The sequence below is a fragment of the Bifidobacterium sp. LH_426 genome (assembly GCF_056356875.1).
Genome location: NZ_JBKEVB010000012.1, coordinates 31,177 through 56,177, shown reverse-complemented (window position 1 = coordinate 56,177; position 25,001 = coordinate 31,177). Strand labels below are relative to the sequence as shown.

20 protein-coding genes and 1 CRISPR repeat array (1 of these 21 running past the window's edge) are annotated in these 25,001 nt (G+C 66.2%); of the genes, 16 read left to right on the top strand and 4 right to left on the bottom strand.

Features of this window, described 5'->3' with window-relative positions; genetic code table 11:
- Positions 1-1,475: a CRISPR direct-repeat array (repeat unit 33 nt; unit sequence GTCGCCCCTCTCGCGAGGGGCGTGGATTGAAAT); it reaches 1,364 nt to the left of the window's first position.
- A gap of 386 nt (positions 1,476-1,861) precedes the next feature.
- Both AC1AYD_RS10095 and AC1AYD_RS10090 read right to left on the bottom strand, forming a co-directional pair.
- The gene (locus AC1AYD_RS10095; protein ID WP_476503404.1) at positions 1,862-3,061 is read right to left on the bottom strand and encodes an IS110 family RNA-guided transposase; all 1,200 of its coding nucleotides are present in this window, start codon (positions 3,059-3,061) and stop codon (positions 1,862-1,864) included.
- A gap of 398 nt (positions 3,062-3,459) precedes the next feature.
- Positions 3,460-4,524 carry a hypothetical protein gene (locus AC1AYD_RS10090; RefSeq protein WP_476503333.1) on the bottom strand — a complete coding sequence of 355 codons (1,065 nt, stop codon included), beginning with the start codon at positions 4,522-4,524 and terminating at the stop codon, positions 3,460-3,462.
- A 504-nt stretch (positions 4,525-5,028) separates the two neighbouring features.
- Between AC1AYD_RS10090 and AC1AYD_RS10085 the strand changes: the two genes are divergently transcribed.
- The 5 genes from AC1AYD_RS10085 to AC1AYD_RS10065 all read left to right on the top strand — a co-directional run bounded on the left by AC1AYD_RS10085 (position 5,029) and on the right by AC1AYD_RS10065 (position 10,457).
- A complete protein-coding gene (locus AC1AYD_RS10085) occupies positions 5,029-6,732 on the top strand; it encodes an ABC transporter substrate-binding protein (protein WP_476545127.1) in 1,704 nt (567 codons plus the stop codon).
- Positions 6,733-6,825: 93 nt separating this feature from the next.
- Entirely contained in the window at positions 6,826-7,794 is a 969-nt protein-coding gene (locus tag AC1AYD_RS10080) for an ABC transporter permease (protein WP_476545125.1), read from the top strand.
- 29 nt (positions 7,795-7,823) lie between these two features.
- Complete coding sequence (locus tag AC1AYD_RS10075; protein ID WP_476545130.1) at positions 7,824-8,702, top strand: ABC transporter permease; 879 nt, start codon at positions 7,824-7,826, stop codon at positions 8,700-8,702.
- A complete protein-coding gene (locus AC1AYD_RS10070; RefSeq protein ID WP_476545124.1) occupies positions 8,692-9,603 on the top strand; it encodes an ATP-binding cassette domain-containing protein in 912 nt (303 codons plus the stop codon). The genes AC1AYD_RS10075 and AC1AYD_RS10070 overlap by 11 nt, the downstream gene beginning before the upstream one ends.
- Before the next feature lie 68 nt (positions 9,604-9,671).
- Positions 9,672-10,457: an ABC transporter ATP-binding protein gene (locus AC1AYD_RS10065; RefSeq protein WP_476503355.1), complete on the top strand. Its 786-nt coding sequence runs from the start codon at positions 9,672-9,674 to the stop codon at positions 10,455-10,457.
- 33 nt (positions 10,458-10,490) lie between these two features.
- On the opposite strand, the gene AC1AYD_RS10060 is transcribed toward AC1AYD_RS10065, so the two are convergent.
- Complete coding sequence (locus tag AC1AYD_RS10060) at positions 10,491-11,192, bottom strand: DUF1206 domain-containing protein (protein WP_476503338.1); 702 nt, start codon at positions 11,190-11,192, stop codon at positions 10,491-10,493.
- Positions 11,193-11,441: 249 nt separating this feature from the next.
- On the opposite strand from AC1AYD_RS10060, the gene AC1AYD_RS10055 reads away from it, so the two are divergent.
- The 9 genes from AC1AYD_RS10055 to AC1AYD_RS10015 all read left to right on the top strand — a co-directional run bounded on the left by AC1AYD_RS10055 (position 11,442) and on the right by AC1AYD_RS10015 (position 20,917).
- Positions 11,442-11,963, top strand: coding sequence for a hypothetical protein (locus AC1AYD_RS10055; protein WP_476503339.1), 522 nt, complete (start codon positions 11,442-11,444; stop codon positions 11,961-11,963).
- A 70-nt stretch (positions 11,964-12,033) separates the two neighbouring features.
- Positions 12,034-12,402, top strand: a complete 369-nt coding sequence (locus AC1AYD_RS10050) for a GntR family transcriptional regulator (protein ID WP_476503340.1) — start codon at positions 12,034-12,036, stop codon at positions 12,400-12,402.
- Positions 12,399-13,358, top strand: a complete 960-nt coding sequence (locus AC1AYD_RS10045) for an ATP-binding cassette domain-containing protein (RefSeq protein ID WP_476503341.1) — start codon at positions 12,399-12,401, stop codon at positions 13,356-13,358. The genes AC1AYD_RS10050 and AC1AYD_RS10045 overlap by 4 nt, the downstream gene beginning before the upstream one ends.
- A 110-nt stretch (positions 13,359-13,468) precedes the next feature.
- Positions 13,469-14,359, top strand: coding sequence for a hypothetical protein (locus AC1AYD_RS10040; RefSeq protein ID WP_476503342.1), 891 nt, complete (start codon positions 13,469-13,471; stop codon positions 14,357-14,359).
- 575 nt (positions 14,360-14,934) lie between these two features.
- Positions 14,935-15,957: a pyridoxal-phosphate dependent enzyme gene (locus AC1AYD_RS10035; RefSeq protein ID WP_476503343.1), complete on the top strand. Its 1,023-nt coding sequence runs from the start codon at positions 14,935-14,937 to the stop codon at positions 15,955-15,957.
- Positions 15,958-16,120: 163 nt separating this feature from the next.
- On the top strand, positions 16,121-17,305 hold the full coding sequence (locus AC1AYD_RS10030) for a cystathionine gamma-synthase (RefSeq protein WP_476503344.1): 1,185 nt from the start codon (positions 16,121-16,123) through the stop codon (positions 17,303-17,305).
- 119 nt (positions 17,306-17,424) lie between these two features.
- Positions 17,425-19,527, top strand: a complete 2,103-nt coding sequence (locus AC1AYD_RS10025) for a RecQ family ATP-dependent DNA helicase (RefSeq protein WP_476503345.1) — start codon at positions 17,425-17,427, stop codon at positions 19,525-19,527.
- Positions 19,528-19,690: 163 nt separating this feature from the next.
- Positions 19,691-20,182: an S-ribosylhomocysteine lyase gene (locus AC1AYD_RS10020; protein ID WP_476503346.1), complete on the top strand. Its 492-nt coding sequence runs from the start codon at positions 19,691-19,693 to the stop codon at positions 20,180-20,182.
- 249 nt (positions 20,183-20,431) lie between these two features.
- On the top strand, positions 20,432-20,917 hold the full coding sequence (locus AC1AYD_RS10015) for an N-acetyltransferase (RefSeq protein ID WP_476503356.1): 486 nt from the start codon (positions 20,432-20,434) through the stop codon (positions 20,915-20,917).
- A gap of 86 nt (positions 20,918-21,003) precedes the next feature.
- On the opposite strand, the gene AC1AYD_RS10010 is transcribed toward AC1AYD_RS10015, so the two are convergent.
- Positions 21,004-22,464 (bottom strand): amino acid permease, encoded by a 1,461-nt coding sequence (locus tag AC1AYD_RS10010; RefSeq protein ID WP_476503347.1) that lies wholly within the window; start codon positions 22,462-22,464, stop codon positions 21,004-21,006.
- 295 nt (positions 22,465-22,759) lie between these two features.
- Between AC1AYD_RS10010 and alr the strand changes: the two genes are divergently transcribed.
- Positions 22,760-24,118 (top strand): alanine racemase, encoded by a 1,359-nt coding sequence (gene alr, locus AC1AYD_RS10005; RefSeq protein ID WP_476503348.1) that lies wholly within the window; start codon positions 22,760-22,762, stop codon positions 24,116-24,118.
- Between the two features lie 369 nt (positions 24,119-24,487).
- Positions 24,488-24,967, top strand: a complete 480-nt coding sequence (locus tag AC1AYD_RS10000) for an HTH domain-containing protein (protein ID WP_476503349.1) — start codon at positions 24,488-24,490, stop codon at positions 24,965-24,967.
- Positions 24,968-25,001: the final 34 nt, after the last annotated feature.

The window sequence follows — 25,001 nt, the reverse complement described above, 5'->3', positions numbered from 1 at the left end:
ATTTCGCCGGCAAGGAGGAGGTCGCCACCCACAACGTCGCCCCTCTCGCGAGGGGCGTGGATTGAAATCGCGTCCTTGAGACGGGCGGTCATGGTCTGCGTGGTCGCCCCTCTCGCGAGGGGCGTGGATTGAAATAAGGACCAGGCCGGCAAGATGATGCAATACGCGTGTCGCCCCTCTCGCGAGGGGCGTGGATTGAAATATGAACGCCGCGCAGAAGCAGGCCAAGACCGAAGGGTCGCCCCTCTCGCGAGGGGCGTGGATTGAAATTCGTTCGCAGAGCTGCGCCAGCTCATGCGGCTGGGTCGCCCCTCTCGCGAGGGGCGTGGATTGAAATCTGATCGGCGTGCTCACCAATCTCAAGAAGGAGCGTCGCCCCTCTCGCGAGGGGCGTGGATTGAAATCTTTTGGAAGCGTTCGATGCTGTCTCGTGTCACCAGTCGCCCCTCTCGCGAGGGGCGTGGATTGAAATTTGAGGCCGCGCAGGTCCACGGTGTGCGCGGCGGTCGCCCCTCTCGCGAGGGGCGTGGATTGAAATACGAGCCGCGCCGGACGGATGACCGGATTGGCCTGTCGCCCCTCTCGCGAGGGGCGTGGATTGAAATATCGTCGTGGTCCTTTCCTGTTGACGACGCTTATGTCGCCCCTCTCGCGAGGGGCGTGGATTGAAATATCCAAAATTTGCATACTGTTGTTGTATCCGTCGTCGCCCCTCTCGCGAGGGGCGTGGATTGAAATGGGGTCGGATGCCATGCGTTCGGCGTGGCGTTTGTCGCCCCTCTCGCGAGGGGCGTGGATTGAAATGTGGAGTTCCAGTTCTGGGTCTCGTTGCGGATCAGGTCGCCCCTCTCGCGAGGGGCGTGGATTGAAATGGATTGGGTTGTTGATGATGGGGTCGGTCGCGGGTCGCCCCTCTCGCGAGGGGCGTGGATTGAAATTCCTCGAGATCGATGATGTCGTCGAGCTCGTAGACGTCGCCCCTCTCGCGAGGGGCGTGGATTGAAATCTCGAAGGATGGATGGCGTGCTTCGCGTTGACCGTCGCCCCTCTCGCGAGGGGCGTGGATTGAAATATGTCGGCGGCGGTCTTCGTGACGGTGAGCTTGTCGTCGCCCCTCTCGCGAGGGGCGTGGATTGAAATGAATGAGAAGCGGCCGGACGACACCCCCTTGGAGGTCGCCCCTCTCGCGAGGGGCGTGGATTGAAATGAATGAGAAGCGGCCGGACGACACCCCCTTGGAGGTCGCCCCTCTCGCGAGGGGCGTGGATTGAAATTCATACCCAGAATCCTCCCCGCATCTGCAAGATCGTCGCCCCTCTCGCGAGGGGTGTGGATTGAAATACCACGCTTTCGCAGAGTCTGGCCCTGATGGGCAGTCGCCCCTCTCGCGGGGGGCGTGGATTGAAATTACCGAACATGACACCTACGACCGGTTGTCCTCCGTCGCCTCTCTCGCGAGGGGCGTGGATTGGAATATGAAGGACCAATCTAAGTACGCGTTGCCCGTCGTCGCTCCTCTCACGAGGATGCGGATTGGAATCTCATCTATGATGTTTCCGGTTCGGGAGCGAAGCTGTCTTCTCTTGCAAGGGGCACAGACATATACGAAAATCCCCTTTCAGTCCAGCGGAGTTGGACAGCTCCTCGGGAGTGGAGCAGGATTGGGCTGGATTGTCAAGAGAGTGGGCGGCACGTGACGTACCCCCTCAGTCCGGCGTAGCCGGACAGCTCCCCCTAGGAGGGGGGGTGTTCCTATGTTTTTGTCAATTCTGTAGGGGGTTGATGTGTCGGGTTTTGGTTGGTTGTCGTGGGCGTGCTTCGCCTTGCCGGTGGCGACCGGTGTGTTCGTCCTTCGTGGTGTTCAGGCGGCGAGGGTCGGTTCCTGGTAGAGGGTGCCGTTCTTGAGCATGCTGTAGATGACGTCGCAGCGGCGTCGGGCGAGGCAGATGACGGCGGCGTTGTGGTGTTTGCCTTGTTCGCGCTTGCGTTTGTAGTAGGCGATGGAGGATGGGTGTTTGGTGGATGCGACGAACGCGGATTGCCATAATGCGTTCTTGAGTCGTTTGTTGCCGCCTCTGGCGGGGCGTTCGCCTTTGATGCTGGTGCCGGACTGGCTGGTGACGGGGGCGATGCCGGCGTACGCGGCGAGGTGGGCCGCGCTTTTGAAGCGGGTGATGTCTCCGCCTATGCCGAGGAGGATGTTGCTCGCGGTCCTGACGCCCACCCCGGGCATCGACGTCAGGACCCGGAGAAGAGGGTGGTCCTCCAGGAGCCTTTCGACCTGCGCGGCGAGGTCGCGCCGCCGGTCCTTGATGGTCTTGATGTCATGGGCGATCGAGGGGATGATGGTCTCGGCCGTGAGCGTGCCGGGCACGGTGAGGGTCTGCCGGCCGATCGCCTCGAACATGTCGTCGATGATGGTCCCGGCGCGCAGCTTGTTGTCCTTGGCCCACGCCCTGACCTGGTCGATGCCGGCCTTTTTCATGCCGGCGGGCCCGCCGTAGTGCTCGAGCAGGGCGAGGGTCGCGTCGCGGGTGATGCGGTCGCCCTTGAGGGCGCGTTCGAACGCGGGGTGGGTCTGCAGGAGCAGGCTCCGCAGGCGGTTGATGTGGCGGGTGGATTCGTGGGCGAGGTCCTCGTCATGGCCGGCGAGCAGCTTCAGGGCGGCGAGGGTCTCGTCGTCCGGTCCGGCGTCCCTGAGGCTCTCGGGGAGCCTGAGCGCGGCCCACGCGATCACGTGCGCGTCGCGCTGGTCGGTCTTCGCGGTCCCGGGAAGGAGCTGCGCGGTCCGGCGCATCGCCGTTCCGGGCAGGTACGCGGCCGCGACGCCCATGCTCCGGGCCACGGTCAGGGGCAGGGAGCCGATGGTGTTGGGCTGGTCGACGACCAGCAGCACGCGGCCGTGTTCGCAGAGGCGTTCCAGCATCGTGCGGATGGCGTTCTCGTCCTGTTTGAGCGGCCTGTCGTACAGGGTGTTCCCGTCGCGGTCGAGGGCGCACGCGTGGTGCGCGCTCTTGCCCACGTCCAGGCCGACCCACACGTCGATGTCGTCCGGGCTCATCATTGTCCTCCCGTCATGGGGATGTTCCGTCGGCCGCCGTGACTCGGTCGATGGAGTCCGGACGCCCGTGCCGCATCCACATTACGAGAGACCTGGGCCATGCGCCCCGACGCGTCCATGCGGCCGGCCTGGTTCCTATCAGCGGTCATCGAACGTCCCCGCTCCCGGCGACAACACCCCCCGGATCATCAACGACAGGGCAGGAAAGCCATACCGGAACCGGCGACCCGGCCCCGACCACCGGGACCTACCAAACATGGTAATGGGCGAGGACAATGTTCAACCGGGTTGGCTTTGCCGGACAGCTCCCCCTAGAAGGGGGGGGAGCGAGGACAATGTCCGGTACGGTCGGCTTTGCCGGGCTGCTCCGCCTGAGGGAAGCGGATTGCTTGCGGCTCTCAGCCGGCGGTGCATTGTTTGTTGTGGACTCGTTCGGCGGCTTGGTCGCTGGCGTCCGATATCGCGTATTCTGGGTAGGACTTCGTGTTGCGTTGCAGGTTGGACCGGTCTCCGCCGAGGTATTTGAGCGCGTAGCTGTTCGCCAGGGCCTCGCTGTTCACGCCGACCGGCGGACGGGTCGTGCCGCACTGCTGGTAGACGAGCGCGTGGCCCATCTCGTGTTTGATCACGTCCGCATAGTACGGGGTCGTGATGTTGGACGAGTATCCGGCGTGCGCCTGGTTCACGTAGATCACGCGCGGATTCGCCGAACAGAACGCGGCCACCGTGTATTCGTCGTTGTCGGCGGAACGCGAGCAGTACTGGTAGATCTGCTGGAAATCGTAGTTCGCGCTGAGCCCCGCCGCCTGGACGATGCTTTCGCCGACGCCCAGATACGTGCCGTCGGCGCCCGGCGTGACCGGCACCGCCCTGATCGCGGCCTCCACGTCGGAGATCGTCTGTTCCGGGGGAGCGCCGCCGTCGGACTCGTAGACGGAACCATCCGAACGTTTGATGCTGATTTTGATGCCGAAATCCTCATGGTCGTTGAGCTTGCGTTCCAGCTCCTTGACTTCGTCCGACTTCGCCGCGTAGATGTCGTCGAGCTCGTCCACGCTCGTGGTGATCTCGCAGCCGAACCGCAGCGCCGCCTTGCGGTCCGTGAGGATGAGCATGAAATCGTGCACGTAATCGGCGGAATCCTGCGTGGGCTGCAGGTTCAGATCGTCGAAGATCGTGCCCGCGTCGATCTTCCGTTCGTACTTGTCGTACGTGTCATTCACGAGATCCGTATAGGAGGCGTACTGTTCGGACGCCGAACACGGGACGATGTCCTTCCCGTCGTCCGGCAGGACGCTGGAACCCGAACCGGAACCCGAGCCTCCCGAACCGGACCCCGAGCCGCCGGAACCGTTTTCGACGGCGCTCGTCAGGTCGCGTTGGATGGCGTTCACCTTCCACGCGATGCCGGCGAACACGAGTCCGAGCGTGAGGACCACGATCACGATCACGGAGATGGCCACCACGGCGACCGTCGTGCCGCTGCTCTTCCGCGGTGGTCGTCGCGGCGGCATCGGCCGGCCGCCGTACGGATATTGCGGACCGTACGGCGGTGGGTACCCCGGCCCCGCCGGATACTGCCCACTCGGGTATCGTCCGTTCGGCGACTGTGGATACTGTCCGTGCGGATTCTGCGGGTACTGCGGATTCTGGGGATATTGCGGTCCCGGGTACTGCGGAGGCGGATATGGCTGGCTCATGTCGGGTTCCCTTCTCGCCGTGTCCTCATTGAACGCGGGCGTTGTCCCCAGCATACCGCCGCGATGACGGCCATGGAAGCGCCGTCGCGGTTCCATATGGCAGCGGATGGGAGGGGATGCCGCGGCCGACAGCGGCGTGGTCTATAGTGGGACCCGGTGATCGACCCGCGTGGGCGGTCAACCGACGATCAATCACGATTCACGCGCGTGGATTCGCGGGGCGTAAGCATGCCCGCGAACGCGTGCGCCACGACAAGGGAGCATTGCATGTCCCAGCATGACGGTGTGCACGGCGAGGCCGGCGCAACCAGCGACAAGGCGACGAACAACGATACGACAAACGGCAACACGGCTGGCGCGGCCAGCACCGACGCGAGTCTCGAAGGCCGCGCGAAATCATCGAAACGACGCGGCGGCGGCAGGTCAAAGGCATGGCTGTGGTCGCTGATCGCCGTCATCGTCGTCGCGGCGCTCGTCGTCGGCGTCAACGCGTTCTTCACGAACAAGCAGGACGATGCGGACGGCACCGGAGCAGGCGCAGGCAGCGCGTCCTCGGCGAAGACGGCGGACACCGTCGCCATCGGACTGAAGCTCGCCCCCGTGAACCTCGACATCCGCCACCAGTCCGGCTCCGCGCTCGAGCAGATCCTCATCGGCAACGTGTACGAAAGCCTCGTCTCCCGCGGCTCCGACAACAAGGTGCATCCAGGCCTCGCGAAAAGCTGGGACGTGTCCAAGGACGGGCTCACCTACACGTTCCACCTGAACGACCACATGAACTTCTCCAACGGCGACACACTCGACGCCGAGGACGTGGCCTGGTCGATCAACGAGCTCAAGGCGAGGAAATACTACAACTACGACCAGGTCGCCAACCTCGACAAGGCCGAGGCCGTCGACGCGCACACGGTGAGGATCACGCTCTCCGCGCCCGACTCGAACATGCTGTGGTACCTGACCGGCCGCCCCGGCCTCGTCTACGACAAGGACGCGACCTGGGACGAAAAGACCGGCGCGCTTGGCTCCGGACCGTACACGGTCGAATCCTTCGACCCGAGCGACAAGATCGTGTTCAAGGCCAACCCGAAGTATTGGGGGACCGCGCACAAGGCGAAGACCGAGAACGTCATCATCCGCTTCCTCCCCGACGACAACGCGGGAATCAACGCGTTGAAGAGCGGCGACGTGCAGGTGCTCTCGCCGATTGCCGCCACCCTCGCCGGACCGTTCCGCGACAACCCCGACTACGTGGTCAAGGCGGGCGACGGCTCTGACAAGTTCGTGCTCGCGTTCAACATGACCGATGCCAAACTCAAGGACAAGCGCGTGCGCCAGGCCATCCGCTACGCCATCGACCACAAGCAGCTCATCGCCTCGCGCGGCGGCGTCGACGCGAAGCTCGGCGGCCCGATCCCCAAGGTCGACCCCGGCTACGAGGACCTGACCGGCGTCTACCCGCATGACGTGGCCAAGGCGAAGCGGCTCATGAAGGCCGCCGGCTACACCGAAAGCCAGCCGCTCGAGATCACTCTCACCTACGCGAACGTGTACGGCAGCGAACTCGGCGAACAGCTGCAAAGCCAGCTGGCACCCATCGGCATCGACCTGCACGTCAATCTCGTGGAGTTCTCCACCTGGCTGCAGGACGTGCACACCAACGGCGACTACGAGCTCTCCCTCGTCGACCACGCCGAAAGCCACGACTTCTACAAGTGGGCCACCCCCAGCTACTACTACCACTACGACAACACGCAGGTGCAGGACCTGTACGCGAAGGCGCTCGCCGCCACCACGGACGAGGAGGCCTCCGACTATCTCGCCAAGGCCGCGAAGATCGTCTCCGAGGACGCTCCCGCCGACTGGCTGTTCTCCTGGCGCGTCACCATCGCCTACGCGAAGGGCGTCCACGGTTTCCCGCAGAACCTCAGCCAGACCGTGCTGCCCCTGTGGCAGATCACCTACGAGAAGTGATTGAGCGGTGACGGGCCACGGGATCTCTCCCTCAGTCCGCCTATGGCGTCCAGCTCCCTCGTCAGAGGGAGCCATGATAGGAAAGGATCATCGATGCGATTCGTGATACGGCGGTTGCTGCTGTTCGTCGCGGCGTTGTTCGGCATCTCCGTGCTCGTGTTCGCCGCGCTGCGTATCCTGCCGGGCGACGTGGCCGTCGTCATGGCCGGCACCAACGCGACCGCCGCGCGCGTCGCCGAGCTGCGCGCCGAATTCGGCCTCGACCGGCCATACCCCGTCCAATACCTCGACTGGGCGGGCGGTCTCCTGCACGGCGACCTCGGCATGTCTGCGCTGACCGGCCGCGCGGTCGCCGCACAGGTCGGCCAGCGCGCCGCGATCACGTTCCCGCTCATCGTCATGAGTCTCGTCGTCGCGCTCGCCGTCGGACTGCCGCTCGGCTGCGCCGCCGTCATCACGCGGAATCGCCGACTGCGCGGATTCTTCCACGTGCTCGCCATCGCGGGCGGCGCCGTGCCCGCCCTGTGGAGCGGCCTGCTGCTGCTCCTCCTGTTCGGCCGGGGCATGGGCCTGCTCGGCGTGCTCCCGTCGCAGGGATTCCCCGCCGACGGCTGGACGGGCGCGCCCGGACGCGCGTTCGCCTCACTCGTCCTGCCCGCGCTCGCCACCGGATTCGTCGCGGCCGCCGGCATCATGCGCTACACGCGCGCCGCCTTGGAGGACATCGCCGCGGAAGGCGGTCCTGTCGACATGGCGATGGCGTGCGGCATGACGCGCACGCAGGCGCTGCTGCGAGTCGGGCTCCGCCTCGCCACCCCGCAGCTCGTCTCCGTCATCGGATTGACGTTCGCCTCGATGATCACCGGCGTCATGGTCATCGAGAACCTGTTCGCCCTGCCCGGGCTCGGCGCGTTGCTCGTCGGCGACGTCGGCAACCGCGACCTCGTCGCCGTGCAGAGCGAACTGTTCCTGCTGACCGCATTCTTCCTGACGCTCGGTCTCGTCGTCGACCTGGCGCACCGCGCGCTCGACCCGCGCCTCGCCGCCGGAGAGGAGGAATGATGGCGCGACTGCGCATCATCGCACGAACCATGTGGTCGCGCGGGACGGGACGCTATGCGCTCGTCGCGCTCGGGATCTGGCTGCTCGTCGCGCTCGTCTCCCTGTTCTGGACGCCGCGGCCGCTGCTGGAGACCGACGGCTACCATGTGTGGGCCGTGCCGTCGTCCTCGCACTGGCTCGGCACCGACGGCACCGGTGCCGACGTGCTGAGCTGGCTGATGGCCGGTTCTCGCACGAACCTCGCCATCGCCGCGCTCACCGTCGTCTGCTCGGGCGCGCTGGGACTGCTGCTCGTCGGGCTCATGGTCGCGCGCTCGAACGCGCTCGCTTCCATCTCCGTCGCCGTCGTCGACGCGCTCATCTCCATCCCCACCGTGCTCATCGCGCTGCTGCTCGCCGTGCCGTTCGGCGCGTCCGCCGCGGTCGTCGTCGGCGCCTGCTCGATCGCCTACGGACTGAACCTCGCCCGCGTCGCGCGGCCCGCCGCACTGCTCGCCGCACGCTCGCAGTACGTCGAATCGGCGCGCGCGAACGGTGCCGGCGGCTTCGGCGTGCTCGTGAGGCACATCGTGCCGAACATCACGCCGGTGCTCGCCGTGCAGCTGTCCATGTCCGCCGGAACGTCCGTGCTCGCTGAGGCGGGACTCACGTACCTTGGCGTGGGTGTCGGCGCGGGCGTGCCCAGTTGGGGGCACTCGCTCGCCACATCGGTCAAACTCATCAACGTGTTCCCGCTGACCGTCCTGTGGCCGGGACTCGTCGTCACGCTCGTCGTCGTCGCGTTGAACCTGTTCGGCGACGCGCTGCGCGACGCCGCCGACCCGGTCGCGAATCCCGCGTTGCGGGCGGCGGTCGCGACGGCGGTTCCGCATGACGCCGGTCGAAAGGAGGCTCCCGATGGCCGTTGAGATTTCCGGCCTGCACGTCGCGCTCGGCGCGAAGGAGATCGTGCACGGCGTGGACCTGCATATCGGCGACGGGGAGCGCGTCGGCCTCATCGGGTCGTCCGGCTCCGGCAAATCGATGATCGCGAAATCGCTGCTCGGACTGCTGCCGCGCGAGGCGGCGTTGTCCGGCGCGATCACGATGGGAGACACGACGGTCCTCGCACCGGGGACGGCCGGGGATGACGGTGACGGGTCCCGTGGTGGTCGCGGCTGGCGGCGTGGCGGTCCGTCCGTCTACGCGGACGAGCGCACACTCGCCGACCTGCGCGGGCGATACGTGGGCGTCGTGTTCCAGAACCCGACGCGCGCGCTCAACCCGGTGATGACCGTCGCGCAGATCGTTGGGCTGCCGCTCTACCTGCATTACGATCTGACGCTCGCCGAACGCGTGGACCGCATCAAGGCGATGCTCGACAAGGTCGGCCTGCCGCAGGACGCGCTGCTCAAACGGCCGCACGAACTGTCGGGCGGGCAACGGCAGCGCGTCGGCATCGCCGCGGCGCTCGTCACGTCGCCGCGGCTCATCATCGCCGACGAGCCGACCACCGCGCTCGACTCGATCACGCAACGCCAGATCGTCGACCTGCTCGTCTCGCTCGTCGACGACGCGGGCGCATCCATGCTGTTCATAACCCACGATTTCGCCGTGCTGCAACGCGCCACCACACGTTGCTACGTGCTCGATGCGGGGCTCGTCGCCGAAGCCGGCGCCACCGCCGACCTGCTCGCCGCGCCCAAGGCCGCGCCGACCCGCGGACTCGTCGCCGCCGCGCGCATGCTCACGCTGCGCGCCGACGCATCCAGTCGCGCCTCCGGTGAGGGGGAGCCGGCGGCGAAGCCGACCGAGGAGGTGCAACGATGACCGAACCGATCCAATCCCAGCCGTTGCTCGCCGCCCGCCACATCGACGCGTCGTTCGCGTCGCGCGACATGCACACCGGACTGCGAGGTCTGACGCGACTGTTCGCGCGACCCGCGCGCCGCCAGGTGCTGTTCGACGTGTCCGCCGAGGTGCGTGCGGGGGAGTGCCTTGCCGTGATCGGCGCGTCCGGTTCGGGCAAGACCACGCTGACGCGCATCATGCTGGGACTCGGCGCCGCCGACTCCGGTGAGATCGCATACCGGGGGGAGCCGGTCTCGCACGGCTCCGCCGGCATGCGCGCCTTGCGTGCCGAATCGTCGATCGTGTTCCAGGACCCGTATGGCTCGCTCGACCCGCGGTGGACGGTGGAACGCTCCGTGTCCGAACCGTTGTGGCTGCGCCGTCGCGCGCTTGGCTACGCGTTCGACGAGGTCGGCGCGAAGACCGTGCAGGCGTTGGCGCGAGTCGGCCTCGACCCGCGCGAGTTCCTGAACCGCTACCCGTGCGACCTGTCCGGCGGGCAGGCGCAGCGCGTCGCCATCGCACGCGCCATCGTCAACGAGCCGAAGGTGATTCTCGCCGATGAGCCGATGAGCGCCATCGACGTGGCCGCCCGTGTGCGGATCCTGGAGACGCTGCAGTCGATCGTGCACGGCTCCGGGGCCGCCGGCGGGCGGGATGAGCGTCCGGCGTTGATCGTCGTCTCGCATGATCTGGGCGTGGTCCAGCACATCGCCGACCGCATCCTCGTGCTGCACGGCGGCCGCGTCGAGGAGACCGGCCCCACCGCGCAGGTATTGGGGTCGCCGCGGTCCGACTACACGCGCCGCCTCATCGAGGCCGCTTCGCTGTAACGTCCCGCGATATGGGCTGGTGGCGGATGGCTCCTACATCCGTGCTTTGACCATACCCACCACGTCGGCGTTGATCTCACGGATACGCGGATCGGCGAGCATCTCGTCCACGGTCATCCAACGGCAGTCCTTCGAGTCCACGTGGAACCGGTCGGCCTTCCAAGCTTCGGGCATGTGCGTGACGTCGGCTTTGTAGAGAACGTAATCATAGAACCGTGTCTCGTGGTGCTCCGCCGACCATTTCTCGTGGGACTCTCCGCCTACGCGCGTGAGCGTGAAATCCGCCTGCGGGATGTCGAATCCGCGCGACAAGTATTCCGTCAGCGTGCGAAGGTTCTCGGACTCGTCGTCGCGCGTCGCGTGGTTGGGGAAGAAGTCGCAGTCCCAGCCGGTGTCGTGGTAGAGCAGATACCGGTTGCCGTCGTTGACGGCGATGATGCTGCTTCGTATCTCCGTGCGGTCCAAATCGATCAGCTCCCTGTACAGATTCCCGGCGTTGTAGCCTTTGCTCCAAGTAATGATAGTGGACAGTACGGCGTATACGGTGACCGCGATGGCGATCGCGACGAATCCGAACCGCCACCATATGCCCATGGACGTCGTGCACGCGGTCAGTATGAGGAACAACCCTTCCGCGACCGCGGTCAGATGCGTTTCCCGGTGTCCGAATCCGATTCGCTCCCGTCGTCGTTCGAGCAGATAGCGGAGTCTCGTCGAATCGATGCGCAACAGCATTGTCGCCTCCTTTCGGCTGGTTTTCGTAAGCGTGCGGGTGGAATGGCGCTCTATCTATCGGTAATGATATTGATAAACTATCAATAAATATATCATTGTTGAAGTCCGGGTGGTTTTGGCGTGTCGATATGGCACGTCGCATTTGACGGCGCGATTGGTTGGTTATATGGTTAGTTACACAAGTAACTAACTGACTAACTAACAAGGTTGCTTGCATCGGATTATTCATCAGGCTGCAAGGAGGTCATCATGAAGATCCAAGGGCGATATGCGGCGATCGCGGTCGTGTGCGCGATGCTGATCCCGCTGGCGGGATTGTCGGTCAATGCGCGCGGCGATGCGCTGGGCGAACCGGCTTCGACCTCCGCGGCCGCACGGCCGGCAGATGCGTTGGAGCCGGTCGTGCCCGACGGCGTCCAGAAGACGTACGCGCCCGAGATCGCGCGGCTGCGCGACACCGTCTCCAGTGCCGAGGCCAGGCAAGTGCTGGCCGACGGCGTCATCACGCAGGACGAGCTGTCCGGTCTCACCGCCGGATACACGCAGTGTCTCGCCGCCAAGGGCATCCGATGGGTCGAACCCACCGAGCCGGTCTACGCCGCCAAGGCCGACTACAACACCCTGCCCACCGGGCCGGTCGTCAAGAACGCCGACGGCACCTTCACCGGCAACGAGGAGGTCAAAGCGTGCAGCGACCAATACGGGTACGATGAAGTATTCGGTCTGTATGACGACATGCGCGCCAATCCGGCCAAAACCGCCTGGGAGTGACGCCGCCCGTGGCTGTGCGCAAACGCCGCGCGCATGGCCACGGGCCCACCATGAACGGAGTTGAAGCCACATGCGATTCGATTTTTCGGGGACCACGCCGCTGTTCCGTCAGGTGGCCGAACAGCTGGGCGAGGCGATCGTCTCCGGGGCCTTCGCCGAAGGCGAGCAGGTGCCCAGCACCACGGAGATCTCCACCACGTACAAGATCAACCCGGCCACCGTGCTCAAAGGCATGAACCTGCTCGTCGACCAGGGGCTGCTGGAGAAGCGCCGCGGGCTTGGCATGTTCGTCACCGCCGGGGCCAGGCGCAAGGCCGGCGACGCCAAACGCGATGAATTCCTCACCACGCGCGTCGGCGCATTCATCGCCGAGGCGAAACGGCTCGGCATCGGCGCCGACGAACTCAAGGACATCATCGACAGGGGATACCGATCATGAGCCTCATCATCAACGACCTGACCAAGACCTTCCACAAGGCGTCCGCGCCGGCCCTCGACCACGTGAACCTCACGCTCGAACCGGGCATCCACGGCCTGTTCGGCCGCAACGGCGCCGGCAAAAGCACGCTGCTCGCCACCATCGCCAACCGGCTCCTGCCCACATCCGGCGACGTCGAACTCGACGGCGAGGACGTGCGCGACAACGAGCACGCGCAGGCGCGCATCCACCTCGTCAACGAGACGTTGCCGTTCCTGTTCGGCATGCGCGTCTCCGCGTTTCTCAAGCGCGAAGGCCGCTACTGCGGCGGTGTCGACGGCGAGGCGGCCGCGCGCATGCTCGCCGCGTTCGGCATCAAGGCGAACGCCTCATACGGCGGTCTCTCGCTCGGCCAGCGCCAGATCGTGCGCCTCGTCGCCGGATTGTGCCTGCCCGTCGACGTGCTGCTGCTCGACGAACCGGTCAACGGGCTCGACGCGGCGAACCGCGAACGCTTCTACCGGCTTCTCATCGAATCGTTCGCCGAACGGCCGCGCGTCATCGTCGTCTCCACGCACATCATCGACGAGATCGCGCAGGTCGTCGAACGCGCCGTCATCCTCGACCGCGGCCGCGTCGTCGACGCGTTCGACGCCGGCGATGTCGCCTCCCGCGCCACTGTGCTCGTCGGCGGCGAGACGAGCGTGAACGCGTTCATCCACGCGGAAGGACTGCAGCCGGTCGCGGTCGAACGCATGGGCAGGCTCGCCACCGTCACCGTGCGCGGCCACGTGGACGAACGCGACGTGCCCGACGGCATCGCCGTGAGCGGGCTCGGCCTGCAGGACTACTTCATCCGCGTGACCGGCGATGGCGGCGTTGCGGGGAATACGGCCGACGACGATGCCATCGACGAGACCGACGATTCTTCTGGTGTCGTCGGTGCCGGAACGGAGAAAGACGAGGTGTCGCGATGACTGCGATGACGAAAAGAACAACGTCGGGCGATGCGCGAAGCGACGTGCATGCCGATGGCGTGGCGGTGCGGACGGCGCGGCGTCATCGGGCCGGCCGGCAGACGTGCGTCATGATGCGGCGATGCGCGGGACTGTATGCGGCGGTGCTCGGCGCGGGCGTCGTGATGGCCGCGATCGGCGGCGGCGTGCGGTATCTCACCCTGCAGGGGCATTGGCATGTGCGGATGCCGTATGCGTTTGACGACATCATGATGGGCGCCGGTGCGGCCGACATCGAATCATTGATGGGGCTGATGCTGTTCGCCGCCGGACTGATCTGGTTCCTGGCGTTCGTGGGGCCGGAATTGTGCCACGGCGTGAACCGGCGCTCGCTGGCGTTCGCGCCGGCCATATGCGGCGCGGTCGCGGCGGTATCGTCCGCGATCGTGATGACGGCGTTGGAATACGCATTGGCGTACCGCGCTTGGGGAAGTCCCTCGTCATCCGCCGACGCGAACGTCGTATACGGCTGGTGGGGGAACGACCTCTACCAGATGCCGTTCTCCTATCGGTTCCTGTACGCCTGGCAGTATGTTCCGGCCTCCACGGGCGGCGTCTTGAAAGTGTCGGGCATCATTCCCGGCGGATGGCTGTTCATGGGCGCGGCCTGCTTCGCGCTGATGCTCGCCGCCGCGGCGCTGGGACTGCTGGCCGGCGCGGCCGCCGCATGGGCGTGCTCGGGCGGGGCGAAGCGGCTCGCGGCATCCGTGGGCGTGGTCGTCATCGCATACGCGGCGGCGATGCGGCTGTTCCTGTTCAACGGCTCCGTGAAACTGGCGTGGCTGGCGCAGGCCATGACCGGCGAGGTCATCCGGTACGAATCGAACTGGAACGAATGGCATCTGTACGTCGCATGGATTCCGCTCGTCGAGGCGGTCGCGTTGTCCGCCGTGTGCGTGGCCGTGGCGCGACGGCTCACGATGCGCCGCGAGGTCAACGCCGCACGTCGGTGGGTGATCTGACTGCTCGACTGATGGGGATTCATGCCTGATGATGCCCCTGCCTCGATTGTGTGGCCCGTGCCGTTGCCGGTATGGGCCACATGTCGTCTCCGGCAGCCGGCTTCGCCGGCAGCTCCCTCGTCAGAGGGAGCCAAGCCGAACCTGTCCACGATATGGGCGTTTGAAGTGTTCTCGACACGCTGGCGGGGAGGGAGGTGGTATCGTGTGAGGCATGCAGATTCTCATGTGTTGTTGTCGCTAACCGACGCCCCCGGGCGGACGGTCAGTGACGCATAACTTGAGACAGGGCATTCGAATGCGGCAGGGGAATCGCCGCGATTTTCGTTTCGGATTTCACGCACGTAGGTATCCATCGGTATCACGTCGATTATTGGCACGTTGGGGGTGCCGATACTCCTGACGGAATCCGTGAAGGAAGCATCATCGAACTCGCGCATGGCACGCGAACCACCCGTCATCACAGCCAACGCACCACTCCAGACCGTCTCGCAGGGGAACGCCGGTTCACGACGACAACCGACATCCCATCCCAACCCGACCGACCCGCAACGGAACCACAAGGAAACGAGACGATCATGACCATCGCGAACAGCACCGCCGACCTCATCGGCGACACCCCGCTCGTCAGACTCAACCGCATCCCCGCCGAAGACGGCGTCCGCGCCACCATCGCCGTGAAGATCGAATACATGAACCCGGGCGGCTCCTCCAAGGACCGCATCGCCGCGCGCATCATCGACGCGGCCGAACGCTCCGGCGAACTGAAGCCCGGCGGCGTCATCGTCGAACCCACGTCCGGCAACACCGGCGTCGGACTCGCCATGGTCGCCCAGCAACGCGGCTACCGCGCCATCTTCACCCTGCCCGACAAGGTCTCCGAATCGAAGCGCGCCGTACTGCGCGCGTACGGCGCCGAAGTGGTCGTCACCCCCACCGACGCCGGCCCCGACGACCCGCGCTCCTACTACCAGGTGGCCGAACGCCTCGCCAAGGCCATCCCCGGCGGCTACCGGCCCAACCAGTACGACAACCCGAACGGACCGGCCAGCCACTACGCCACCACCGGCCCCGAGATCTGGCGCGACACCGACGGCAAGGTCACGCACTTCGTGGCCGGCGTCGGCACCGGCGGCACCATCTCCGGCACCGGGCGCTACCTCAAGGAGGCGTCCGACGGGCGCGTCGTGGTCGTCGGATCCGACCCGGAAGGCTCCATCTACTCCGCGGCCGATCCCGCCGACGTACACCAGTACGACATCGAAGGCGTCGGCGAGGACTTCTACCCGGAGGCCTACGACCGTGCCATCCCCGACGAGATCGTCAAGGCGAACGACGCCGAAGCGTTCGAGATGACCCGGCGTCTCGCCGGCGAGGAGGCGCTGCTCGTCGGCGGATCCTCCGGCATGGCCGTCGCCAGCGCCGTCAAGTACGCGAAGACGCACGACCTCGACGAGAACCAGCTCGTCGTCGTGCTCGCCCCCGACTCCGGCCGCAGCTACCTGGAGAAGATCTTCGACGACGACTGGATGCGCGCCAACGGCTACGGCGACGTGGTCGAACGGACCGCACGCCCTTCGCTCGTCGAGCAGTACCTGTAGCCGGGCGGGGCGGACCGGTGCGCGCAGCCGCCCCGACCCGCCCGCCATGTCCCCGACATCGCCGGAACTCACATACCCGTCATCACCAATATCGATAACAACCACGCCGGTCCCCACGGGCCGGAGACGTATCCTCGGATACGACCCATCTGAAAGGAACACCATGTCCGCCGAATACAACGCACAGTTCGCCGAAACCGCACTCGCCACCCGCGCCATCCACGCCGGACAGGAACCCGACCCGACCACCGGCGCCGTCGTCACGCCGATCTACGCCACCTCCACGTTCAAGCAGGACGGCGTGCTCGGCCTGCGCGGCGGGCACGACTACTCGCGTTCCATCAACCCGACGCGCACCAGCTTCGACGAGCAGCTCGCCGCCGTCGAAGGCGCGAAATACGCGCTCTCCTTCTCCTCCGGTCTCGCCGCCATCGACGTGCTCCTGCGCTCCACCCTGAAGCCCGGCGACAACATCCTCCTCGGCAACGACGTGTATGGCGGCACCTACCGTCTGCTCGCCAAGGTGTTCGTGCCGTGGGGCGTCGGCCTCGACGTGGTCGACATCACCGACCCGAAGGCCGTCGAAACGGCGCTCGCCGCCAAGCCGTATCGCTACATCTGGGTCGAGACCCCGTCCAACCCGCTGCTCAACATCACCGACATCGCCCTGACCGCCGAACTCGCGCACAAGCACGGCGCCAAGGTCGTCGTCGACAACACGTTCGCCTCGCCCGCGCTCCAGCACCCGCTCGACGACGGCGCCGACGCGGTCGTCTACTCGACCACCAAGTACATCGGCGGCCACTCCGACGTGGTCGGCGGCGCCGTCGTCCTCAATGACGCCGACGTGCGCGACCAGGTCGCGTTCCTGCAGAACGCGGCCGGTGCCGTGCCCTCCCCGTTCGACTCCTGGCTCGACATCCGAGGCTTGAAGACCCTCGACCTGCGCGTCAAGCGACACTCCGCCAACGCGCTCAAGGTCGCGCAGTGGCTCGAATCCCAGCCGTCCGACGTGATCGAACGCGTCTGGTACCCGGGCCTCGAATCCCATCCTGGCCACGAGATCGCCGCACGCCAGATGCACGGCGGATTCGGCGGCATCGTCTCCGTGCAGCTCGCGGCCGGGGCAGAGGCGGCGAAGCGCTTCGTCGACCATACGGCCATCTTCACGCTCGCCGAATCGCTCGGCGGCGTCGAAAGCCTCATCGAGGTGCCCGCCGCCATGACCCACGCCTCCGTGTCCGGCACCACGCTCCAGGTGCCGGACAACCTGATCCGTATCTCCGTCGGCATCGAGAACGCCGACGACCTCATCGCCGACCTCGACCAGGCGTTGGCTCGGCTGTGACCCCATCCACATGCCCCATGGTGCGGTGAACATCCCATGGTGCGGTGGCCCAAAACGGCTTCATTCCGCCGTTGTGGAGAAAGTGTGTTGCCGCACCATGGGGAATGTATGGTGGAACCATGACTGGACAGACGGTTGATGCGCATGCGGCGGCGCTCGGGGCGCTGGAACGGTACTTCGGCTACGGATCGTTCCGCCCCGGGCAGGACGGCGTGGTCGACGCGCTTCTTCATGGGCGCGACGTGCTCGCCGTCATGCCCACCGGCGCCGGCAAATCCGTGTGCTACCAGATACCGGCCGCTTTGCTGCCCGGCGTCACCATCGTCATCTCGCCGCTCATCTCCCTCATGCAGGACCAGGTCGACTCGCTGAACGACCAGGGCCTGCCGGCGGCGTTCGTCAACGGCATGCAGGCACCGGACGAGCAGTCGATGGTGCTCGCCCAGGCGGCGTCCGGGCAGGTGAAGCTCCTGTACGTCGCCCCGGAACGGCTCGAGACCGGACGGTTCCGCGATTTCGCCATGCGCACGCCGATCTCGTTCGTCGCTGTCGACGAGGCGCACTGCGTCTCCCAATGGGGCCAGGATTTCCGCTCCTCGTATCTCGGCATCGGCGATTTCATCCGCTCGCTGCCGCGCCGCCCGGTCGTCGGCGCGTTCACCGCCACCGCCACCGAGAAGGTGCGGCGCGACATCGTCGGCCTGCTCGGCCTCGTCTCGCCGCAGGTGACGGTCACCGGATTCGACCGGCCGAACCTGTATTTCGACGTCATCAACATGGAACGCAAACGCAAGGCCGCGTGGATCGTGGACTACGTGGCCTCGCATCCGGACGAATCCGGCATCGTGTACTGCTCCACGCGCAAGGAGACCGAACAGCTCGCCGACACGTTGAACCAGTCGGTCCCGCAGCGTCCCGGCGCGGGCGGTGCGTCCGGCGCGGGTCCGGGGACGGGGGAGCGCGGGCCCGTCGCCGTCGCCTACCACGGCGGCATGAGCCCGGAGGTCCGGGCCAGGGCGCAGCGGGATTTCGTGACCGACCGGGTTCCTGTCGTCGTCGCCACGAACGCGTTCGGCATGGGCATCGACAAATCGAACGTGCGCTATGTGATCCACCACAACATGCCCGAATCCATCGAAGCCTACTACCAGGAGGCCGGTCGTGCGGGGCGTGACGGCGAACCCAGCCGGTGCACGCTGCTGTGGAACGATTCCGACATCGGCACGCGCCGCCGTCTGCTGGAATCGGACCACGACAACGAGCGCATGACTCCCGAGGAGCAGGAGATCGCGCGCCGCAACCGCCGCCGATTGCTCGACGGCATGATCGGCTATTGCCGCACCACCGAATGTCTTCATCGGTACATGACCCGCTACTTCGGGCAGGAGGACGGTCCTGCCGCGGCGGGCGGCTCCGGCGAGGCGGGGGATGCGACCGTCAAGTGCGGCGCGTGCGCGAACTGCGAACGCACGTTCACCACCATCGACGTGACCGACATCGCGCGCAACATCAGCCGCTGCGTGCACGATGTGACGTTCGACCACGACGAGCTGGGGCGGGAGACCACGCCGTACCCGGTGCGCGACGGTCTGGGCTCCGGCAAGATCGTGAAGATCCTGCGCGGTTCGCAGGCGCGGGATCTCGCCTGGCTCAACCCGGAACGCATGCCGAGCTTCGGCACGTTGAAGGACGTGCCGGAGAGGCGTGTACGCGACGTGCTCAGCCAGATGGCCACCGACGGTTATCTCGCCATCAGCGACGGGAGTCTGCCGATCGTCCGCTTCGGCACCCGTGCGGTGGAGACGGTATCACCGGACTTCCACTATGAGATCAAACGCGTGGAACGCAAGGCCGTGCGCTCCGACGGCGGCGCGTCCGGCGGTGGTCGGATGCGCCGGTTCGGCGTCTCTGCCGGTTCGGCGTCCTCCACCGTGTTCGGCGCGGCGGGCACGAACGGTCCCGTCGATGCGGACGCCTACGTGCCGGGCGACGAGGAGGAGGCGCTGTTCCAGCGTCTGCGCGAATTGCGCAAGACCATCGCGCAGGAGATCGGCAAGCCGCCGTACATCGTGTTCTCCGACCGCACGTTGCGCGACATGGCGCGCATCAAACCGGCCGACGATGCGCAGTTCCTCGCGGTCAACGGTGTGGGCGAGCGCAAGCTCCAGGCGTACGGCGCACGGTTCATGGAGGCGATCGCCGCGTTCGGCGGAGCGGCCTGAGCCGGACCGTGTAGGCTTGGGGCGGCCGTGAGTATAACGAGCGTCTATAACGATGGCCGGATGCGACGGGCCGCCTGCCGACGATCGGCGACTAGGATGGGCGGCGGATACGCCGGTGGCACGCGGACGCGTGCCGTCGCGGCGTATGCGGAAAGGAACGAACATGGCGGAGAAGACCGACAAGCCGGTGGTGGAGAGCTTCCAGCTCGACCATACGAAGGTGAAGGCGCCGTACGTGCGCTACATCGACACGGAAAAGGGTCCCCGCGGCGACGTGATCTCCAACTACGACCTGCGCCTCGTGCAGCCGAACGAGAACGCGATCCCGACGGCCGGGCTGCACACGATCGAGCACACGATTGCCGTGCTGCTGCGCGAACGCATCGACGGCTACATCGACTGCTCGCCGTTCGGCTGCCGCACCGGCTTCCACCTGCTCACCTGGGGCGAGCACCCCACCGAGGAGGTCGCCAAGGCGCTCAAGGAGTCGCTTGAGTTCATCGCCTACAAGGCCACGTGGGACGACGTGCCGGCCACCACGATCGAAAGCTGCGGCAACTACCGCGACCACAGCCTGTTCACCGCGAAGGAATGGTGCAAGGACATCCTCGCCAAGGGCATCAGCTCCGATCCGTTCGAACGCAAGGTCGTCTGAGAGAACGGTCGGGGCGCTGGGGCGTCGGGGCGTTTCCGTCGTCAGGACGCCTTTCGATCGTCGCCGGAAGGTCAGGGAACATTCAGCCGGTCCACGGGAAACCCGCGATGTTTGTGAGGCGGGCATGGTAGCGTAGCGCGTCAGTTGATTGTTTCCGATCGAATCCCCGTGCGGGGCTCTCGCGCGACCGTGAGGTGAGGTGTGGTGTCCGATTCCAATGCGTCGTCCCGTCGTTTCCGTCACGCGACCATGCGTGACCTGCCGCATATGCTCAAGGTGTATGCGCATGCGCGCGAGCTGATGGCCCGCAACGGCAACCCCACGCAGTGGGGGAACACGTTCCCCCGCGAGGAGGTCGTGAAGGACGACATCGCCAACCAGCGCACGATGCTGCTGGTCGATACGCAGAATGGACATGAGCGCATCCTCGCCCAGTTCGCCCTGTGCCCCGGCGAGGACCCCACCTACGCGCATATCGACGGCGCGTGGCTCGACGACGACACGTATGTGACCATCCACCGCATCGCCTCGTCCGGTCTGGTGCGCCACGCCGCCCGCGACTGCATCCGGTGGGCGTTGAAGCACTACGGCAACGTGCGCGCCGACACGCATCCGAACAACAAGGCCATGCAGCACGTGCTCGAGACGAGCGGCTTCGCCCGCTGCGGTCTCATCCAGCTCATCGACCGGCCGACGGATACGACGCGTATAGCCTACCAACGCCACGAATGGTAGGGAGCATTGCTCCGAATTTACGGGAAAGCCCCTCGACCCATTGCATGGGCATCGAGGGGCTTCGTCGTATCGGGCGGACGTGGCGGCTATTCGGCCTTCGCCGCGGCGACCTGCGGGGTGCCGGCGGCGTCCGCGCCCTCCAGCTTGGAGTGGCGGCGGCTGTAGCCGAAGTAGACGGCCAGGCCGATGACCAGCCAGATCGCGAACCGCACCCAGGTCTCCCAGTTCAGGCCGGCGATGAACACCAGGCAGAAGATGATGGACAGCGCCGGCACGACCGGCACGCCCGGTGCCCTGAAGCCGCGGTGCGCGTCCGGGGCGGTCTTGCGCATCCACAGCACGCCGGCGGAGACGATGATGAACGCGGACAGCGTGCCGATGTTCACCAGCTCGAACAGGATGTTGATGTTGATGAAGCCGCCGGCGATCGCGGTGAGGATGCCGAAGAACCATGTGCCCTTGAACGGGGTGCGGTGCTTCGGATGCACCTCGCTGAAGAACTTCGGGAACAGGCCGTCGCGGCCCATCGCGTAGCAGATGCGCGACTGGCCGTACAGCTGCACGAGCATGACCGTGGTCATGCCGACGAGCGCGCCGATGTTCACGATCACGGCCAGCCAGTTCATGCCGGTGTACAGGATCACGCCGGCGACCGGGGCGTCGATGAACTTCGCGAACTCCTGGTAGGGCACGATGCCGGTCATCACCAGCGTCATGATGATGTAGATCACCGTCGAGACGGCGAGTGACAGGAGGATGCCTCGCGGCAGCGTCTTGTTCGGCTCGATGGTCTCCTCGGCGGAGGAGGACACGGCGTCGAAGCCGATGAAGCTGAAGAACACGATCGACGCGGCCGGCAGGATGCCGTACGGCTGGGTGGAGCCGGGCTGGAACGTGTAGATGCCGTACGGGGAGAACGGCTGCCAGTTGGACGGCTTGACGTACCACACGGCGCAGATGATGAACAGCGCGATGATCGCGAGCTTGATCATCACCATGATGTCGTTGGTCTTCTTCGTCTGGTTGATGCCGATGGACAGCACCCAGGTGATGAGCAGCACGACGACGAAACCGGGCAGGTTGAAGTAGGTGGTCACGCCCGGCGTGGTGCCGTAGGCGGCCGTCAGCTCGACCGGCAGGCTCAGGCCGAACCCTTCGAGCAGCTTGTTGAAGTAGCCGGCCCATCCGGCGGACACGGTGGCCGCCTGCAGGGCGTATTCGAGGATCAGATTCCAGCCGATCACGAACGCGATGAGTTCGCCGAACGCCAGATACGCGTACGAATACGCGGATCCGGACACGGGGGCCATCGACGCGAACTCGGCGTAGCACAGGCCGGCGAAGCCGCAGCAGATCGCGGCCAGCAGGAACGACACGGACAGGGCCGGGCCCGCGGTGAGAGCGCCCTTGCCGGTCAGGACGAAGATGCCGGTGCCGATGATCGCGCCGATGCCGAGCATCGTCAGATCGAAGGTGCGCATCGTGCGCTTGAGCGGGGTGGAATCGGCGACAAGCTGATCCACCGTTTTCTTACGGAACAGATTCATGGTCTTCTCTCATGAACACGTGGAATGGGCTTGGCCGGACGGAATTCCGGGACCCCGGCACGCCTCAACGCCGGGAGTCTTGAATACGGTCGATTGTTGCCCCCGAACGTTACGGGCGGGAAAACGGCAAACAAACCGTGAAAAGCGAGTGTACATGGACTGCCGGAAAACCGGCGCGGCGCGTCTCATGAAGCGATGCCGGACGTGGACGCCGGCGACGCGGCGCCGCCACGCCCGGCCGCAATGTGGTCGCATGCCATGGACACGTCACCACGCCGCGCGACAATGGGGCGTCATGAGTATGAACGCAGCTCCCGAAATCGAATTCAGCTCTCCGGAGGGCAAGGCCAACTATGCGGCCGCCCGACGTCGCTACCCCGCGCAGGCCATCGTCGACCTCAAGGCATTGCGCGACAACATGGCGCATCTGGTGGACGTGGTCGGCGGCCCGCACTCCGGCACCGCCGTGATGGGCGTCGTCAAGGCCGACGCCTACGGCCACGGCCTGCTGCCCGCCGCGCTCGCCGCGCTCGCCGGCGGCGCGACCTGGCTCGGCACCGCCCAGTCGCACGAGGCGCTGCTGCTGAGGAAGCTCGGCATCGGCCCCGACCGCTGCCACATCCTCACGTGGGTCTACAACGGCGCCGAAGTCCCGTTCGACGAGCTCATCGCCAACGACATCGACGTGTCCGTCGGCTCGCTGCCCGGCATCGACGCGGTGGCCGCCGCCGCCCGCAGGCTCGGCAGGACGGCGCGCGTGCACGTGAAGGTGGACTCCGGCTTCGGCCGCAACGGCTTCACGCCGGAGGGCTTCGACGCGGCGCTCGCCAAGCTCGTCCCGCTCGCCAAGGAGGGCGTGCTGCACATCGTCGGCCAGTGGAGCCACCTCGCCGTGGCCGATTCGCCGGACGTGCCCGAGTTCGTCGCCTCCACCGACCGTCAGATCGAGAACTTCAAGGCGTTCACCGCCCGCATGGAGGCCGCCGGCATCGCCCCCGAGATCCGCCATCTCGCGAACACGGCGGCCACGCTGTCCCGCCCGGAGATCCACTTCGAGCTCACCCGTCCGGGCATCGGCCTGTACGGCTACGAGCCGGATCCGGCGATGGGCACGCCGTCCAGCTACGCGCTGAAGCCGGCGATGCGCCTACAGGCGCAGCTCGGCACCGTCAAGGACGTGGAGGCCGGCCACGGCATCTCCTATGGCCGCACCTACCTCACCCCCGACGACACGTCCACCGCGATCGTGCCGCTCGGCTACGCGGACGGCATCCACCGTTCCGCCTCCGGATTCGACATGCAGGGCGCCAAGCATGTGGAGAAGGCGGGCGGCCCGGTGCGCGTGATGACCGCCGAAGGCCCGAAGCTGTACCGCGTCTCCGGCCGCGTGTGCATGGACCAGTTCATCCTCGACCTGCACGGTTCGGCCGCCGCGCTCGGCGTGCACGAGGGCGACACGGTCGAACTGTTCGGACCGGGCCGCGGCGAGGAGTTCGCCGAACCGACCGCCGACGACTGGGCCCGCGCCGCCGACACCATCAGCTATGAGATCTTCACCTGCCTGCGCAACCGCATCCCGCGCCTGTACGAGCATGCCGCCGAGGTGCTGCCCGAGGCCGATCTCGCCAAGCTCGATCCGGCCTCGCTGCTGTAGCGGCCCGCGCCGACGCCGCGCATCGACAGGGTCTTCCCCCTTTGCCAAGGGGGAAGACCCTTTTTCTTTCCGTCTTTCCCCCTATATGGGGGTGTATGTGTGAAACCCATGTTGTGTATGGAATCCATAGTGATAACGAGGGTATAAGCGCTTCCTGTAGGGGTGTTAAGGGGGTGTTCGCGACGGGGGAAATGTCGATACCATGCGACGGAGAAGGGGCGTCGTCCGCGGCGTGTCGCGATGCGGAGCCGGTTTCCGGTAGATGTATACCGGCCGGTCGCATTGCGGGGTATCAATGATGGTATTGCGATGCCGTCGGTGCCGTGACCGCCGCCGCACGCCAACCGGACACGTCGAAAGGAGGCCGCCATGGGAGCCGGTGGATTCACCAACGAGGAGATCGCGTATCTGCGTTCGCTTCCCGCCGTCGCGCGCGTATCGAACGGACGGATCCGCTACTCCGAGGCGTTCCGTCGCGAGTGCATGCGCCGGTACCGCGCCGGCGAATCCCCCGTGCGCATCTTCCGCGACGCCGGATTGGACGCCTCCCTGATCGGATACAAGCGCATCGAACGGTGCATCGCGCGTTGGCGCACCATGCCGGACGCCCCCGAGACCTCCGGAACCACGGGAATCGCCGGAGCCGCCGGAAGCCCGGACGCGGACGCGGCGTCCGGCGGCGCGGCGGACGGCAGGCTCCCGAAGCCGTTCACGCCGGAACTCAACGTGCGCGCCGGCAAACGGGACCTGCGCGACCTGCTCATCTCCCAACAGGTGATGCTCATCGAACACCTCGAATCCGAGGTCGAACGGCTTCGCGCGGAAATCGGCGAACGGTCCGGAAAGTAGCGGACGGCCGCTGCTAGGCTTGGGGCCAAGGGGG

Bases quoted from the DNA above. Each gene is read 5' to 3' on its own strand.
- AC1AYD_RS10055 (WP_476503339.1), top strand. From the start codon at position 11,442: ATGAAGATCCAAGGGCGATATGCGGCGATCGCGGTCGTGTGCGCGATG.
- AC1AYD_RS10000 (WP_476503349.1), top strand. From the start codon at position 24,488: ATGGGAGCCGGTGGATTCACCAACGAGGAGATCGCGTATCTGCGTTCG.
- AC1AYD_RS10095 (WP_476503404.1), bottom strand. From the start codon at position 3,061: ATGAGCCCGGACGACATCGACGTGTGGGTCGGCCTGGACGTGGGCAAG.
- AC1AYD_RS10065 (WP_476503355.1), top strand. From the start codon at position 9,672: ATGCACACCGGACTGCGAGGTCTGACGCGACTGTTCGCGCGACCCGCG.
- AC1AYD_RS10075 (WP_476545130.1), top strand. From the start codon at position 7,824: ATGTGGTCGCGCGGGACGGGACGCTATGCGCTCGTCGCGCTCGGGATC.
- AC1AYD_RS10030 (WP_476503344.1), top strand. From the start codon at position 16,121: ATGTCCGCCGAATACAACGCACAGTTCGCCGAAACCGCACTCGCCACC.
- AC1AYD_RS10035 (WP_476503343.1), top strand. From the start codon at position 14,935: ATGACCATCGCGAACAGCACCGCCGACCTCATCGGCGACACCCCGCTC.
- alr (WP_476503348.1), top strand. From the start codon at position 22,760: ATGAGTATGAACGCAGCTCCCGAAATCGAATTCAGCTCTCCGGAGGGC.
- AC1AYD_RS10060 (WP_476503338.1), bottom strand. From the start codon at position 11,192: ATGCTGTTGCGCATCGATTCGACGAGACTCCGCTATCTGCTCGAACGA.
- AC1AYD_RS10080 (WP_476545125.1), top strand. From the start codon at position 6,826: ATGCGATTCGTGATACGGCGGTTGCTGCTGTTCGTCGCGGCGTTGTTC.
- AC1AYD_RS10045 (WP_476503341.1), top strand. From the start codon at position 12,399: ATGAGCCTCATCATCAACGACCTGACCAAGACCTTCCACAAGGCGTCC.
- AC1AYD_RS10025 (WP_476503345.1), top strand. From the start codon at position 17,425: ATGACTGGACAGACGGTTGATGCGCATGCGGCGGCGCTCGGGGCGCTG.
- AC1AYD_RS10050 (WP_476503340.1), top strand. From the start codon at position 12,034: ATGCGATTCGATTTTTCGGGGACCACGCCGCTGTTCCGTCAGGTGGCC.
- AC1AYD_RS10085 (WP_476545127.1), top strand. From the start codon at position 5,029: ATGTCCCAGCATGACGGTGTGCACGGCGAGGCCGGCGCAACCAGCGAC.
- AC1AYD_RS10070 (WP_476545124.1), top strand. From the start codon at position 8,692: ATGGCCGTTGAGATTTCCGGCCTGCACGTCGCGCTCGGCGCGAAGGAG.
- AC1AYD_RS10020 (WP_476503346.1), top strand. From the start codon at position 19,691: ATGGCGGAGAAGACCGACAAGCCGGTGGTGGAGAGCTTCCAGCTCGAC.
- AC1AYD_RS10010 (WP_476503347.1), bottom strand. From the start codon at position 22,464: ATGAATCTGTTCCGTAAGAAAACGGTGGATCAGCTTGTCGCCGATTCC.
- AC1AYD_RS10040 (WP_476503342.1), top strand. From the start codon at position 13,469: ATGATGCGGCGATGCGCGGGACTGTATGCGGCGGTGCTCGGCGCGGGC.
- AC1AYD_RS10015 (WP_476503356.1), top strand. From the start codon at position 20,432: ATGCGTGACCTGCCGCATATGCTCAAGGTGTATGCGCATGCGCGCGAG.